This window comes from Brevundimonas sp. G8 (assembly GCF_902506205.1).
Classification (GTDB): Bacteria; Pseudomonadota; Alphaproteobacteria; order Caulobacterales; family Caulobacteraceae; genus Brevundimonas.
Genome location: NZ_LR732816.1, coordinates 606430 through 619977 on the forward strand (window position 1 = coordinate 606430; position 13548 = coordinate 619977).

The window sequence follows — 13548 nt, forward strand, 5'->3', positions numbered from 1 at the left end:
ATCTAGGCTGATTTGCGAATCGCCGTCGAGTGGCCGGAGTCAACGATTCGAAATTTATTAACCATGTTGCGCCGGCCGACGTCGCGCAGCCTGGTCGCCTCTCGCCCTCAATCAGCCGACATCGACCACATCGTCGCCTGCACAACCTCAAGGCGGGCAAGGCGTCACGTCCGGTTTTGACGTGCAGTAGGACTTTATTCCTATCTCAAGGTCGGCGGCCCTCTATGCTGTCGTCATCGATTTCGAGAGCGGGAGGGTTTCGCCATGGAGGACTACAGGGTGCCGGTCAGCGAGGAGGACCGGGTGAAGGCGGGGCTGGCCATCCATCTGGTCGCGGCACGCACGGGCGCGCAGCCGTCGCAGATGATCGGCGGGGGTCGGATGAACCCGCGCACCGCCCGGCCGCGCTGGCTGGCCATGTATCTGTCGCACGTGGCCTTCGGCTGGACGCTGGAGCGGGTCAGCCACGTCTTCGGCGTCAACCGCGCCAGCGTCGGGACCGCCTGCCGCTGGGTCGAGGACGAGCGTGAACGGCGCAATATCGACGACCTGCTGAACGAGCTGGAGACCTGTATCCAGGGCCTGTACCAGACCCCGCGCCTGGACCTGGTCCAATGAGCCGCCTTCTGGAACGCGCGCGCGGCTTGATGACGCGACCCGGCGCCTGGCTGGGCGCCGACGGCCCGGGGAGTGGAGGCGTCTATGCGCTGCGCCTGTCGGCGGATCGCCGCAGCCGTATCAGCCTGACCCTGACCGAGGTCGAGTTCCGCGCCTTGGTCGATCAGCCGGGCCTGCGCGCCCGGCCGGGCGGCGGCTGGACCGCCCGAACGACGGCGGACGAAGCGGCGCCCCCTCCCCCCGGCCGCCCCGGTTTCGTCGCGGGCGAGCGCGACCTGATCCAGGCCGACGGGCGCATCGTTCGCCACCGCGCCAATCTGGGCGAAAGCCCCATCGCCTGGCTGGCGCGGCGCAAGGATGCGTCGGGCCGGCCCTGGCTGACCCCGACCGAGGCCGCCGCCGGCGAGCGTCTGCGTCGCGAGGCCGAACAGGCGATGAAGGGCCCGTCGCTGACCATGCGCTGGGACGCCCTGCCCCACAGCGGATCGGGAACCTCCGCGCGGATGGAGCCGACCGACCGCGCCCTGTCGGCCGCCCGCCGGGTCGAGGGCGCGCTCACCGCCGTCGGCCCGCGCCTGCGCCCCATCCTGACCCGCATCTGCATCCACGGCGACAGTCTCAACTTGGCCGAAACCGGCCTGGGCCTGCGTCGCCGCCAGGGCAAGACGGTGCTGAAACAGGCGCTGCAGGCCTTGGCGGACCATTATGGGATCGGATGATTTGAGACGAAGTGCACAGATTGCACCCAGAAAATCTGCGCTTAACCGTAACGAGGATTTTCGAAACCAAAGGCGCTGTGGCATCGTTCGGGGGTTGTCCCGACACACGGAGATCTCCCCATGTCCCGCCCCCTGGCCTGCGCCCTGTCCACCCTGATGCTGGCGACAGCGCTGCCGGCGGCGGCCCAGACGCCCTCTGCGCTCAGGGACATGGTCGGCGCCCGCGCCGGTCAGGCCGAGGGCGAGCTGAACCGTCGCGGCTATCAGGCCACGGATCGGTCCGAGGTCGTCGGCGACGGCCGCATGACCTATTGGCGCAACGGCAACGACTGCGTGGCCATCGTCACCCGCGACGGCCGCTACGCCTCGATCAACCAGGCGGGCCGCAGCGAGTGCGGCTCGGGCGGATCGGATCGGTCGAACGCGACGGCCATCGCGGCCGGGGTCGCCATCGTCGGCCTAGCCGCCGCCATCGCCGCCCACAACAGCCATCACCGCGACGCCGACGCCGACCACGACCGGGAATATCAGCGCGGCTACGAGGCCGCCCTGCACGGCGCCGACTACGACGCCAACCACGAGACCGAGGGCTATCACGAAGGCTTCCTGGCCGGCGAGGGCGAGGGTCAAAACCGCCGCCATGCCAACAGCGGATGGATGCAGAACGCCCCCTATGCCGCGCGCCAGGCCTGCTCGCGTCGCGCCGACGAGTTCCAGAACCGCCCCTATGGCTCCAGCGTGCCCATCGGCGTGCGCGACCTGGGGCGCGGCGATTTCGAACTGACGATGGCGACGGGATCCTATCGCTCGCGCTGCACCGTCTCGGCCTCCGGCGACGTGCGGTCGATGGACCCGTTCTGAGGCTTCAGATCAGGGCGATCGGGGTCAGGATCGCGAACAGATAGATCATCGCGCGGACCATGGCCCAGACCGCGATGCCGGCGCCCTTGGCCGTGGACACGTTCAGTCGCCGCGCGAACCAGTGCGCCTGGACGAACAGGAACCAGCCAGCGCCGCCGATCATGATTGCGGCCCCCACGACGTTGGGCAGGTCCGGCCTTTGGAAGATGGCCCCGCCCGCCGAAACGGAGGCGGCGCAGACGGCCGCCAGATAGCATTGCGCATAGAAGGGCGCGCGCAGGGTCTCGCGGCTGATCCGCTTCTTCTGATGACGCAGCAGGGTCACGGCGGCGACCAGGGGGATCAGGCTGAAGGCCAGGGAGCGGAACAGGACCAGGTTCTGTTGCGAGGCGAGCAGGGTCCGGGTCACCGTCGAGGTTTCGGGCGGCGGCGGCACGTGCAGGGCCAACGAGATCAGATTGGCCAGGACGATGGTGGCCAGCAGGAACAAGGGCGGGCTCAGCGCGTCGTCGTAACGATGCTCCTCGCTGTCGCCCTGTTCGCGGTCCGAATAGTCCATCGCCGCAAGCGGCCCGCGCACGATCCGCCACAGGGTCAGGGGATAGAAGACCAGCCAGCTGACGGCCTCGAAGAGAAACTCCTCGAAACTGCGCAGGATCTTCAGCAGGTCCATTCCGCGTCCCTCGTCCACACCCCGCGATGGTGGGTCGTCGGGACGCCGGTGGCAAGGCCGTTACGCCAGCGCGGCCTCGCGGATACGCCCGACCATGCTGTTCAAACCATTGGCGCGCTGACGCGTCAGGGCCGACGGCAGGCCCAGCCGGTCCAGCGCCGCGCGGGCGTCGAAGGCCAGGATCTCGGCCGGGGTGCGGCCGGAATACAGTTTCAGCAGCAGGGCGATATTGCCCTTGGACAGGGCGCTGTCGCTGTCGGCGGCGAACCACAGCCGCCCGTCCGCAGGCGTCGTCGCCAACCAGACCTGGGCCGCGCAGCCCGGCACCTTGTTGGCCTCGATCCGCCCGGCGTCGTCCAGCGGCGCCAGCCCCTTGCCCAGTTCGATCACATATTCGATCCGCTGCTCCCAATCGCCCAACAGGTCGAAATCCTCGGCCAGCTCGGCCAGGGTCTGGTCAATCGTCTCGGTCGGAAGGGTGCGCGCGCTCATGGCCGCCAGATAGGCTGCCGGGCCGTTAACGACAACCGGCCGTTTTGTCCCCCGATATTCATGGTGAACGCCGCCATGGGGTTCGCCTTACGGGGGAGCGGCCTCGCTCCGACTCAAGGCGAGGACTAGTCTGGATGCAGACAGAACAACGGCCCGCTGCTTGAAAACCGACGCCAACCCCAGACCTCAGGACGACCGACGCCAATCGACGTCGCGCGACCCGATGCCTGGCGCGCCGCTGGTGGCCCCCCTTGTGGCTTTGTGGCACGCCATATGGGCTGTGGCGATCAGCCTGACGGCCCTGGCGGCCCAGATGCTTGACGGGCTGAAGGACGCGCCTCTGGCGGCTCTCCTGATCATGGCCTTCCCCGGCATCTTCGGCGTGGTGCTGATGGTGCGCGACACTGCGGGCCTGCGGTTCGCGACCATGGCCGGCTGGCTGCTGGCCGCCACCGCCTCGGCGGGGCTGACGGGCGGCGCGACCGGGGCCTTGCCGGGGCTGATCCTGATGCCTCTGGCCGCCGGGATCGCCCTGGATCATGGCAGGATAGGCGCCGACCGGCTGACGCGGCTGGGCGCCTTCGCCGTGGTCCTGCCGCTGCTGGCGGGCCTGATCTCGACCTGGCTGAACGGGCCGGAGGCGCAAGGCCCCCTGCTGGCGGCCGTCTCAGGCCTGCTGGCCATGGGCGCCATCATCGCCGCCATGCGCCTGACCTGGAGCGAGCGTCAAAGCCGCCTGGCCGACGCGGAAGGACAGGCCGCCCGCATCGCCGCCCTGCTGGAAGACCAGCCGGCCCTGACCCTGCTGCTCGATCCGTCCGGCCGCGCCGTAGCGACCTGGGGCAATCCGCCGCCCGCCCTGTCGGTGCTGGCGCTCAGCGAGCAGGGGCTGATCTCGGCCGTCCATGCGCCCGATCGTCCGGCCGTGTCCGCTGCGCTTGCCCGCGCCCTGTCGGGTCAGCAGATCGAGGTTCAGTTCACCCCGCGCATCGCTCTGGATCGGCGCGTGGTCATGATCCTGGGGCCGTTCCACAACGACGGCGACCGGCCCCGCCTGATCGCCCAGGCCTTCGACGGCACGGCCCAGTTCGCCCGCGAACTCGGCCTTGAGACCGCCCGCGTCGAGGCCGAGGCCCAGTCCGCCGGCAAGACCCGCTTCCTGGCCAACATGAGCCACGAGCTGCGCACCCCCCTGAACGCCGTCATCGGGTTCGCCGACATCATGCGCCAGAAGCTGTTCGGCCCCCTGCCCGAACGCTACGCCGGCTACGCCGACGCCATCCACCAGGCGGGCGGCCACCTGCTGGACCTGATCAACGACGTGCTGGACCTGTCCAAGATCGAGGCCGAACGCTACCAGCTGGTCATGGAGGCGTTCGACGCCCGCGACGCCGTGTCCGCCGCTGTCGCCCTGGTCCGGCTCCAGGCCGACGACAAGGGCGTGGACCTGGCCGCCGTCCTGCCGTCCGAGCCGGTCAAAGTCCGCGCCGACGCCCGCGCCCTGAAGCAGATGGCGCTGAACCTGCTGTCCAATGCGGTCAAGTTCACCCCCGCCGGCGGCTCGGTCACCATAACCCTGGACGCGGACGGCCCCGACCTGGACCTCGCCGTGTCCGACACCGGCGTCGGCATCGCGCCGCAAGACCTCAAACGCCTGGGCCGCCCCTTCGAACAGGCCGGCGGCGCGGATCAAAAGGCGCAAGGCACCGGCCTGGGCCTGTCCCTGGTCCGCAGCCTCACCGAACTGCACGGCGGCCGCATGACCATCGACAGCACCCTGGGCGAAGGCGCGGCGGTGATGATCCGGCTGCCGGTGATGGTGGTGGATAAGAGCGAGACGGTCGCCGAGGCGACGCCGGTTATGGTCGAGGCCTGACGGTTTCGCTTTGAAATCAGTTGCGTCGCAGGCGTCGCCTCAGAACCAGCAGACCGGAGACGATCACCGCCATACCTAGACCGACAGCGATCTCAGGCCGCAGCAGCCACAAGATATCAAGCCAGGCGGATAACCGTCGGGACCAACGCGTCGATGGCGGCCCCTCAGGGACGGGAGCAATCCCAAGGAAGCCTCTGACTTGATTGGCTGCAGGACCATTGCTGGCAAATAGGATTGAAGAGCTACAAGAGAACCCTGCCACCGAGTAAAGCCCCTTACCCGGGTAATCAGCCTCCCTATCGAACTTGTCCGGATTATCCAAAACGACGAGGTGCTCGCCGCTCATTCTTGGCGGTATGGGATAGCCATTTTCTTCAAGGATAAAGACTAGGCGGCGAGGCGACCGGCCCGATAGCCGCTCTTTGACGGTGAATGACACGAGGGCATAGTCGTGGCTTTGCATCAACTCCCGTCTCTTGAGCCACCCAAGGTCGGTAGCTTCCAGCCATCGTTGCTTTGTCTCATCGAACAATGGCGACGAAATAGGCTTATAAGCGGTGATATCACCCACAGCGACCAAATCCGCTGTCGCCACGTTTCTAGGCGCAAGGTCTGTCTCAGCAATACAGGCCAAAGATGAAGAAGCGGAGCCAGCCCAGATCAGTCCGGCAGTCAGAAGGGCGAGACGGGGTGGTGGTTTAACTGACCATAAGCTCACAAAAGCTGCCCCTTAAACCTGCCCCATCGCCAGGAAGGCCCGACCCGCCGCGAAATCCCCGGCCTCGAAGGTGGAGCGGGCGATGCTGCCGTCGCGGAACAGGAATTCGACGGTGAAGACCTCGCGCGGGTCCAGCGCCGACAGGCTGTCGGCGGCGGCGGCGGGGAACAGCCAGGCCTGACCGGCCGGACGGCCTTCAGACAGCAGCATGGCGTCCGCGCTGGTCACCCCGGCGGCCCAGAAGGCGCGGCGCTGGGCGACCGGCGGCAGGTCGTGCGCCAGCCACGGACGCGGCGCCACCGTATGGTCGCGCATCACCACCCGCACCCCGGTCGGACGCGACCTCCCCTGCCAGGACACGACGGCCGCCAGTTGATCCGGCCGGTCCATGCCGCCCACGACTCCGAACCGCACGGGCGAGGCGCCGGTCACGGTCGCCTGCATCAGCCGCCAGGTCGGGCGGGCGTAGGCGGCGCGGTCCGCGCTCCAGCGCCGGCGCTCGCCGGGAAACTCCATCTTCGTCACGCGCGACCAGCCGGAAAAGGCGGTCTGGACCCGGCCGCTGACCGTCTTCAGATCGGCGGAACCGCACGGCGTCGATCCCGCCCGCGCCCGCGCCCGCTGCGCCGTCTCGGCCAGCTGCCGGTCGTTGGCGCCCGCACGCAGAGCCGCGCCCCGCGCCTGATAGGCGGCGGCGGTCAGGGCGGCGGTCAGTTGCGGGTCGAACAGGCCGCAGCGGTCGTTGGCGGCCAGCACGAAGCTGCGCTCATAGAAGCGGTCCTGCGGCGCGGCGAGCGCGACCACGGGCGTCGCCGCGATCAGCACGGCGGACATCAAGGCTCTGGCGCGCCGGGGGGAAAGGCCTATCCTCATGAGCCAACCCTAGCCCGCCAGGGTTGGGGTTCCGTGTTCGAGCAGGGTTAGCGAATTGCTTCTTTCCAGCGACCTGTGGGTCAGCGCCCTGATCCGCCGCGCCCAGATCGAGGGCGCCTATGCGACCGTGGTCAAGAAGGGCGACGAGCGCGCCGGCTCGGTCATCGTCAAGGCCTATGACACCTCCACCCGCACCGCCCGCCTCTACACCGAGGCCTTCGGAACCGACGGCGATCGCCTGTGGATCCAGCCGGTGACAAGCGACAGCGAAAGCGAACTGGACGCCTACATCGCCCGCCAGCGGGGGTATGACCCGGATCTTTGGGTGGTCGAGATCGAGGACCGGCAGGGCCGGCACTTCATCACGGAGAAGGTGCAGGCCTGACGCTGGCCCGCCCTCGGCTGGCCCATGTGCGGGCGTTCAGGTCCGGCGCAGGGCCGCGTCGCGCTCGGCTCGCGTCTTGATGATCGTCAGCACATTGTCCTGAATATCGCCCATCATCAGTTCGCCCCACAGCTTGGCGTACAGATTGACGTGGGTCTTGGCGACATACCGGGTCGTCAGAGTCACTTCGGTCAGGTCCGGTGAGATCGGACGCAGAACATAATCGCCGGAATCGATCTTCAGGAACTCGCCATCCGGCGAAATATGCTTGTCCGTGTAATCCTGAACCGAGCTGTTGGTGAAGTTGAAGTCCCAACCCAGCTTGCGGCCGGGCGCCCAGGTGACGATCCGTTCCTCGAAATTGATGTGATCGCCCCAATAGGCCGTCCGAACCGCACCCACGCCGGAACCCACGACGCTGGACTCCCGGGGCCGGGGAATGCCGATCATGTTGTGGCTGATGGTCCAGCGCCCCTCATGGTGGCCTATGTCGCGGCTGGACACGGCATAGGGCCAGATGTCCGCGGGGGCGGCGCGGACCACGATGGTTCGGCTGAGCGAGACGGTTTCATGCGGCGTGGGTAGCTGCGCCTCGACCATGGCGGCCACCAGGGGAATGATCAGGAAGCTGGATTGCAGGGTCCGGCCCTGGCGATGACGCTGTGAGCGCATCACGAATGCGCCTGCCCAGCCGCTTGCAAGCCAGACGGGCGACAGCATGACGATGCAGATGACGCCCTCATGCAGAACATAAAACGACGCCAGGCAGACGATGAGGCCCAGGACGATAGGCATCAGCCAATAGAAACCGACCGTTCGCGTTCGATCCGGATCGCCGATGTAGCAGATCAGCGCGCACAGGGCGGCGGGGAGCAGGGCTAAAAACCAGAGGCTGGCGAACCAGATCGAACCCGTTCGGGACGCCGAGAATAGAAGAAAGGCGCTAAACGCAATCGCCAGCGCCAGGGCGAACCCCGACAGGAGACGCTTGCGCAGGTAATTGCGCGTTCTGACAGCCTGGATGTCTTGCTCGGTCATGGCAATCTCGTCAGTTGTTTCTGCAATAAGAGAAATCCGAGGGTAAATGAATCAGGCCCCGCGATCCCGTGGGCCGACGAACTTGAGCAGGCCGACGACCTTGGACCCCATGCGGATCAGCCGCATCAGCGTGTCGGGGGGGACGCCAAGCATCTGTTGATACCAACCGTCGACGGTGTTGACGAAGCCTTGCAGGCGCTCCAGCCGTGCGCGGACCTCGGGGCTGACACCCGATCCATGAGCATCGACGCCGGCGACGGCTTCATTGATGGCCACGACCATGGGGTCGATCTCGCGCGCCTTTCGCCCCTGTGCGACCTTTGTGGCCATCTGCCAGAGGTCGGTTTCCGCCTGATAATGATCCCGACGATCACCCAGCACCGGCACGCGGTGGATCAGCTTCCAGGTCAGCAGTTCCTTGAGGCTGTTCGAAACGTTGGACCGCGCCAGCCCCAATGTCGTGGCGATGTCCTCGGCCGTCAGTGGACGTTCGCTGAGATACAGAAGCGCCTGGATCTGAGCCACCGAACGGTTGACCCCCCATTGCCCGCCAAGATCGCCCCAGCGCAACACAATCTGTTCGACAGCGAGTGGAAGCGGCCTGTCGTTCGTTTCTGTCATGACAGAAATAAACGACAACCACCGTCTTGAGTCAAGAGGGCGACTGCCCCGCCCTACCCCTTGCGCCCATCGAACTCGGCCCGCGCCGTCTCGATACGGTCGATGTTCTTCTCGGCCCAGGTCCAGACGCCGCAGAAGGCTTCGGCCAGGGTGACGCCCAGGTCGGTCAGGCGGTATTCGACCTTGGGCGGAATGACCGGGTGGACGGTGCGGACCACCAGGCCGTCGCGCTCCATCTGACGCAGAGTCTGGGTCAGCATCTTCTGACTGATCCCGCCGACCAACTCGCCGACGCGGGTGAAGCGCTGTTCGCCATGTTCGGCCAGGACCTCCAGGATCAGCATCGTCCACTTGTCCGCCACCCGGCCGATCACGTCGTTGACCAGGGCCTCGACGCGGGGATCGGCGTGCTCGCCAGTCTCAGGGTGGGCGATTCTTGCAGGCGGAACGGCCGTCATGTCCAAATCTTTCGCTCGGGTAAGTATGGCGACTTTTAGTGCCTACTTTCCAATGGAGAGCGTCAGGCATACCTCGTCTGTCGCAATGACGCACCCCCGTCAGGAGAGACACCCATGAACACCACCGGCAACACCATCCTGATCACCGGCGGCGGATCCGGCATCGGCCGCGCACTGGCCGAGGCCCTGCACGCACGCGGAAACCAGGTCGTCATCACCGGCCGCCGCGAAGCCGCGCTGAAAGCGGTGGTCGAGGCCAATCCGGGCATGGCCTGGGCCGCGCTGGACGTCGCTGATCCGGCCGCGATCCGCGCCTTCGCCGCCCAGGTCGTGCGCGATCACCCCGCCCTGAACGTGGTGATCAACAACGCCGGCATCATGCAGGCCGAAGACCTGAAGGCCGAACCGTTCGACCTGGATGTGGTCGACGCGACCGTCACGACGAACCTGCTGGGCCCTATCCGCCTGACGGCGGCGCTGCTGCCGCATCTGCGGGCTCAGGCGGCGTCCACGGTGATCAACGTGACCTCGGGCCTGGCCTTCATCCCGCTGACGGCGACCCCGACCTACAACGCCACCAAGGCGGCGATCCATTCCTGGACCCAGTCCCTGCGGCATCAGCTGGCCGACACATCGGTCGAGGTGCTGGAACTGGCCCCGCCCGCCGTCGCCACCGACCTGATGCCGGGCCATGCGGAGAACCCCAACTCCATGCCGCTGGCCGACTATACGGCCGAGGTGATCGGCCTGATCGAACGCGGCGAGACCCCGCGCGGCGAGATTCTGGTCGAACGGGTCAAGCCGCTGCGGTTCGCGGAGGTGAATGGCTATGAGGCGGTTTTCGAGCGTCTGAACGGCGGCGCGTAAAAACTCTCCCTCCCCGTCCCGGGGAGGGTGGTCGCGCAGCGACCGGGTGGGGGCGGCCAGGCAAGGCATCTCAGATTTCGTTTGAAGTCAGATCGGTGCGCCGTCGCCTGGCCGCCCCCACCCGGCTTCGCCTGCGGCTCAGCCCCCCTCCCCCGCAGGGGGAGGGAAAATTATGAGATCAATCGTCGTCCATCTTCAGGGCGGCGATGAAGGCTTCCTGCGGGATTTCGACCTTGCCGAACTGGCGCATCTTCTTCTTGCCGGCCTTCTGCTTCTCCAGCAGCTTCTTCTTGCGGGTGGCGTCGCCGCCGTAGCATTTGGAGGTCACGTCCTTGCGCAGGGCGCGGACGGTCTCGCGGGCGATGATCTTGCCGCCGATGGCCGCCTGGATCGGGATGACGAACAGGTGGGGCGGGATCAGTTCCTTCATCTTCTCGACCATACCCCGGCCGCGCGTCTCGGCGCGGGCGCGGTGTACCAGCATGGACAGGGCGTCCACCGGCTCGGCGTTGACCAGGATGTTCATCTTGACCAGGTCGCCGACCTTGTACTCGGTGATCTCGTAGTCGAACGAGGCGTATCCCTTCGAGATCGACTTCAGCCGGTCGTAGAAGTCGAACACCACCTCGTTCAGCGGCAGCTCATAGACCACCATGGCGCGGCTGCCGACGTAGGACAGTTCGATCTGCTGGCCGCGTCGGTCCTGACACAGCTTGATCACGCTGCCGAGGTATTCGTCGGGGGTCAGGATGGTGGCCTTGATCCACGGCTCGGAGATGGTCTCGATCTGCATCACGTCGGGCAGGTCGGCGGGGTTGTGCAGGTCCAGTTCAGACCCGTCGCGCAGGCCGATCTTGTAGACCACCGACGGCGCCGTCGCGATCAGGTCGAGGTTGAACTCGCGGCTGAGCCGCTCCTGAATGATCTCCAGGTGCAGCAAACCGAGGAAGCCGCAGCGGAAGCCGAAGCCCAGGGCGGCCGAGCTTTCCATCTCGTAGGTGAAGGAGGCGTCGTTCAGGCGCAGCTTGCCGATGGCGGCGCGCAGGTCCTCGAAGTCGGCGGCGTCCACCGGGAACAGGCCGCAGAAGACCACCGACTGGACCTCCTTGAAGCCGCGCAGCGGTTCGGCGGTCGGCTTCTTTTCATCGGTGATGGTGTCGCCGACGGCGGCGTGGGCCACTTCCTTGATCTGGGCGGTGATGAAGCCGACCTCGCCGGGGCCGAGCTGGTCCACCGGGGTGTTCTTGGGCAGGAAGACGCCGACGCGGTCGATCAGGTGGGTCGAGCCGTTGCGCATCATCTTGACCCGCATGCCGGTCTTCAGCACGCCGTCGAACACCCGCACCAGCACGACGACGCCCAGGTAGGGGTCGTACCAGGCGTCCACCAGCATGGCCTTCAGCGGCGCGTTCACGTCCCCCTTGGGCGCCGGCAGTTTGGTGACGATGGCTTCCAGCACGTCCTCGATGCCGATGCCGGACTTGGCGCTGCACAGGACGGCTTCGGAGGCGTCGATGCCGATGACGTCCTCGATCTGGGCGCGGACCCGCTCGGGCTCGGCGGCCGGCAGATCGACCTTGTTCAGGACCGGGACGATCTCGTGATTGTTGTCGATGGCCTGATAGACGTTGGCCAGGGTCTGGGCCTCGACGCCTTGCGAGGCGTCCACCACCAGCAGCGAGCCCTCGCAGGCGGCCAGCGAGCGGCTGACCTCATAGGCGAAGTCCACGTGGCCGGGCGTGTCCATCAGGTTCAGGACATAGTCCTGGCCGTCCTTGGCCCGGTAGTTCAGGCGCACGGTCTGCGCCTTGATGGTGATGCCCCGTTCCTTCTCGATGTCCATGTTGTCGAGCACCTGCTCGGACATCTCGCGCGCGGTCAGGCCGCCGGTGTGCTGGATCAGGCGGTCGGACAGGGTCGACTTGCCATGGTCGATGTGCGCGACCACGCTGAAGTTCCGAATGTTCGAGATAGGGGGAGTCGTCATCCGCGCGCCCCTATCACGCGTAGAGGGCGGGGGCCAGCCGCACGGCCGATCCAGCCCGCGCCTTGCGTCACATTAAGCCTTGGCAATAAACCGTTTCGGCGTTTGAGAACGGCTCGCGGACGCGGTATGCAGCAGGCCTTCTTCCCCACCGGCGCGAGCCGGCGATCCGCTTCGCCAGCAACCGAGGATTTCCCCCGTGTCCAAGACGACCCGAACCGCTTTTAATGTCAGCGCCATGGCCCTGTCGGCCTTCCTGCTGGCGAGCTGCGGCGGACATGGCGACGAAAAGAAGGACGAAAAGGCCGGCGGCGGCTCGCGCCAGACCATCAGCGCGGCGACCGTGGCCCAGACCAACCTGAACCGCACCGTGACCGCATCGGGCACCGTCTCGGCCTGGGAAGAGGTGCCGGTGGCGGCCGAGACCGGCGGCCTGACCGCCGTCGCCGTCTATGTGGACGAAGGCTCCTACGTCCGTCAGGGCCAGCCCCTAGTGCAGATGAACGACGTCCTGCTGCGCGCCCAGCTTCAGCAGCAGCAGGCCCAGGTCCAGCTGGCCCAGGCCAATGTGTCGCGTGACGACGCCGCGCTGGATCGCGCCCAGCAGCTGAAGGAACGCGGCTTCCTCAGCCAGGCGTCGCTGGACACGGCGCTCGCCAACCAGCGCGCCTCCAACGCCAATCTGGCGGCCGCGCGCGCGACCCTGGCCCAGACCCAGACCCAGCTTTCGCAGGCCACCATCCGCGCGCCCGTCGGCGGCCTGATCATCAGCCGCAGCGTGACCAAGGGTCAGATCATCTCGGCCGGGACCGAACTGTTCCGCATGGTGCGTGACGGCCGGCTGGAACTGGACGCCCAGGTGCCCGAGACCGAATTGGCCCTGATCCGCGCCGGACAGTCGGCGACCGTCTCCTCCAGCGAGGCCGGTCAGACGACCGGATCGGTCCGCATCGTCACGCCCGAGGTGAACGCCACCACCCGCCTAGGCCTGGCGCGCATCTCGCTGGCGCCCGGCGCCCAACTTCGTCCCGGCATGTTCGCCCGCGCCGACATCGCCGTCGGCGACCAGCCGGCGACCACCGTGCCGACCGGCGCGGTGCTGTATCGCGAGAACAAGCCGGGCGTCTTCGTCGTCAACGGCGACAGCACGGTCCACTTCCAGCCCGTGACCGTTCTGTCGCGCACCGAGGCCCAGACGGCGGTCAGCGGCGTCGCCGTCGGCGTCCGCGTCGCCGTGGACGGCGCCGGCTTCTTGAACGAAGGCGACCGCGTCAACGTGGCCCAGGCTGTTGGCAATACGCAGGCCGCGCCTGCCGCCCAGCCTGCGGCCCCGGCGGCCCCGGCGGCCAAGAAGTAGGACCGACG

Annotated in this window: 15 protein-coding genes; 7 read left to right on the plus strand and 8 right to left on the minus strand. The window is 67.2% G+C overall.

The genetic code is table 11. The features are described from left to right. Positions 1 to 264 precede the first annotated feature (264 nt). The 3 genes from CHRYSEO8AT_RS02950 to CHRYSEO8AT_RS02960 all read left to right on the plus strand — a co-directional run bounded on the left by CHRYSEO8AT_RS02950 (position 265) and on the right by CHRYSEO8AT_RS02960 (position 2198). Entirely contained in the window at positions 265 to 618 is a 354-nt protein-coding gene (locus CHRYSEO8AT_RS02950) for a chromosomal replication initiator DnaA (protein WP_159846029.1), read from the plus strand. Further along, positions 615 to 1337: a DUF6456 domain-containing protein gene (locus CHRYSEO8AT_RS02955; protein ID WP_159846032.1), complete on the plus strand. Its 723-nt coding sequence runs from the start codon at positions 615 to 617 to the stop codon at positions 1335 to 1337. Before CHRYSEO8AT_RS02950 ends, CHRYSEO8AT_RS02955 begins: the two co-directional genes overlap by 4 nt. A 120-nt stretch (positions 1338 to 1457) precedes the next feature. Then, complete coding sequence (locus CHRYSEO8AT_RS02960; protein ID WP_159846035.1) at positions 1458 to 2198, plus strand: hypothetical protein; 741 nt, start codon at positions 1458 to 1460, stop codon at positions 2196 to 2198. 4 nt (positions 2199 to 2202) lie between these two features. Here CHRYSEO8AT_RS02960 and CHRYSEO8AT_RS02965 read toward each other — a convergent pair whose 3' ends face one another. Both CHRYSEO8AT_RS02965 and CHRYSEO8AT_RS02970 read right to left on the minus strand, forming a co-directional pair. Further along, the gene (locus CHRYSEO8AT_RS02965) at positions 2203 to 2871 is read right to left on the minus strand and encodes a hypothetical protein (RefSeq protein ID WP_159846038.1); all 669 of its coding nucleotides are present in this window, start codon (positions 2869 to 2871) and stop codon (positions 2203 to 2205) included. 60 nt (positions 2872 to 2931) lie between these two features. Further along, the gene (locus tag CHRYSEO8AT_RS02970; protein WP_159846041.1) at positions 2932 to 3363 is read right to left on the minus strand and encodes a SufE family protein; all 432 of its coding nucleotides are present in this window, start codon (positions 3361 to 3363) and stop codon (positions 2932 to 2934) included. A gap of 160 nt (positions 3364 to 3523) precedes the next feature. On the opposite strand from CHRYSEO8AT_RS02970, the gene CHRYSEO8AT_RS02975 reads away from it, so the two are divergent. Continuing rightward, the gene (locus tag CHRYSEO8AT_RS02975) at positions 3524 to 5239 is read left to right on the plus strand and encodes a HAMP domain-containing sensor histidine kinase (RefSeq protein ID WP_236547402.1); all 1716 of its coding nucleotides are present in this window, start codon (positions 3524 to 3526) and stop codon (positions 5237 to 5239) included. Positions 5240 to 5255: 16 nt separating this feature from the next. Here CHRYSEO8AT_RS02975 and CHRYSEO8AT_RS02980 read toward each other — a convergent pair whose 3' ends face one another. Then, positions 5256 to 5810, minus strand: a complete 555-nt coding sequence (locus tag CHRYSEO8AT_RS02980; RefSeq protein ID WP_159846044.1) for a hypothetical protein — start codon at positions 5808 to 5810, stop codon at positions 5256 to 5258. Positions 5811 to 5969: 159 nt separating this feature from the next. After that, positions 5970 to 6791, minus strand: a complete 822-nt coding sequence (locus tag CHRYSEO8AT_RS02985; RefSeq protein WP_236547403.1) for a hypothetical protein — start codon at positions 6789 to 6791, stop codon at positions 5970 to 5972. 94 nt (positions 6792 to 6885) lie between these two features. Here CHRYSEO8AT_RS02985 and CHRYSEO8AT_RS02990 point away from each other — a divergent pair, with 94 nt between their 5' ends. Further along, positions 6886 to 7215 carry a DUF1491 family protein gene (locus CHRYSEO8AT_RS02990; RefSeq protein WP_159846047.1) on the plus strand — a complete coding sequence of 110 codons (330 nt, stop codon included), beginning with the start codon at positions 6886 to 6888 and terminating at the stop codon, positions 7213 to 7215. Positions 7216 to 7251: 36 nt separating this feature from the next. Here the strand turns inward: CHRYSEO8AT_RS02990 and CHRYSEO8AT_RS02995 are convergent, their stop codons facing one another. The 3 genes from CHRYSEO8AT_RS02995 to CHRYSEO8AT_RS03005 form a co-directional block, all read right to left on the minus strand. Next, positions 7252 to 8253: a hypothetical protein gene (locus CHRYSEO8AT_RS02995; protein ID WP_159846050.1), complete on the minus strand. Its 1002-nt coding sequence runs from the start codon at positions 8251 to 8253 to the stop codon at positions 7252 to 7254. 51 nt (positions 8254 to 8304) lie between these two features. After that, a complete protein-coding gene (locus CHRYSEO8AT_RS03000) occupies positions 8305 to 8823 on the minus strand; it encodes a GbsR/MarR family transcriptional regulator (protein WP_201304340.1) in 519 nt (172 codons plus the stop codon). Between the two features lie 104 nt (positions 8824 to 8927). Then, positions 8928 to 9332, minus strand: coding sequence for a helix-turn-helix domain-containing protein (locus CHRYSEO8AT_RS03005; protein ID WP_159846056.1), 405 nt, complete (start codon positions 9330 to 9332; stop codon positions 8928 to 8930). Positions 9333 to 9446: 114 nt separating this feature from the next. Between CHRYSEO8AT_RS03005 and CHRYSEO8AT_RS03010 the strand changes: the two genes are divergently transcribed. Next, positions 9447 to 10199, plus strand: a complete 753-nt coding sequence (locus CHRYSEO8AT_RS03010; protein WP_159846060.1) for an SDR family oxidoreductase — start codon at positions 9447 to 9449, stop codon at positions 10197 to 10199. Positions 10200 to 10377: 178 nt separating this feature from the next. On the opposite strand, the gene lepA is transcribed toward CHRYSEO8AT_RS03010, so the two are convergent. Next, complete coding sequence (gene lepA / locus CHRYSEO8AT_RS03015; RefSeq protein WP_159846063.1) at positions 10378 to 12186, minus strand: translation elongation factor 4; 1809 nt, start codon at positions 12184 to 12186, stop codon at positions 10378 to 10380. 196 nt (positions 12187 to 12382) lie between these two features. Between lepA and CHRYSEO8AT_RS03020 the strand changes: the two genes are divergently transcribed. Further along, positions 12383 to 13540, plus strand: a complete 1158-nt coding sequence (locus CHRYSEO8AT_RS03020; RefSeq protein ID WP_236547404.1) for an efflux RND transporter periplasmic adaptor subunit — start codon at positions 12383 to 12385, stop codon at positions 13538 to 13540. Positions 13541 to 13548 lie beyond the last annotated feature (8 nt).

What these genes read in the sequence shown, in the direction of transcription:
- CHRYSEO8AT_RS02950 (WP_159846029.1), top strand. Translation starts at nt 265, where the DNA reads ATGGAGGACTACAGGGTGCCGGTCAGCGAGGAGGACCGGGTGAAGGCG.
- CHRYSEO8AT_RS02955 (WP_159846032.1), top strand. Translation starts at nt 615, where the DNA reads ATGAGCCGCCTTCTGGAACGCGCGCGCGGCTTGATGACGCGACCCGGC.
- CHRYSEO8AT_RS02960 (WP_159846035.1), top strand. Translation starts at nt 1,458, where the DNA reads ATGTCCCGCCCCCTGGCCTGCGCCCTGTCCACCCTGATGCTGGCGACA.
- CHRYSEO8AT_RS02965 (WP_159846038.1), bottom strand. Translation starts at nt 2,871, where the DNA reads ATGGACCTGCTGAAGATCCTGCGCAGTTTCGAGGAGTTTCTCTTCGAG.
- CHRYSEO8AT_RS02970 (WP_159846041.1), bottom strand. Translation starts at nt 3,363, where the DNA reads ATGAGCGCGCGCACCCTTCCGACCGAGACGATTGACCAGACCCTGGCC.
- CHRYSEO8AT_RS02985 (WP_236547403.1), bottom strand. Translation starts at nt 6,791, where the DNA reads ATGTCCGCCGTGCTGATCGCGGCGACGCCCGTGGTCGCGCTCGCCGCG.
- CHRYSEO8AT_RS02995 (WP_159846050.1), bottom strand. Translation starts at nt 8,253, where the DNA reads ATGACCGAGCAAGACATCCAGGCTGTCAGAACGCGCAATTACCTGCGC.
- CHRYSEO8AT_RS03005 (WP_159846056.1), bottom strand. Translation starts at nt 9,332, where the DNA reads ATGACGGCCGTTCCGCCTGCAAGAATCGCCCACCCTGAGACTGGCGAG.
- CHRYSEO8AT_RS03010 (WP_159846060.1), top strand. Translation starts at nt 9,447, where the DNA reads ATGAACACCACCGGCAACACCATCCTGATCACCGGCGGCGGATCCGGC.
- lepA (WP_159846063.1), bottom strand. Translation starts at nt 12,186, where the DNA reads ATGACGACTCCCCCTATCTCGAACATTCGGAACTTCAGCGTGGTCGCG.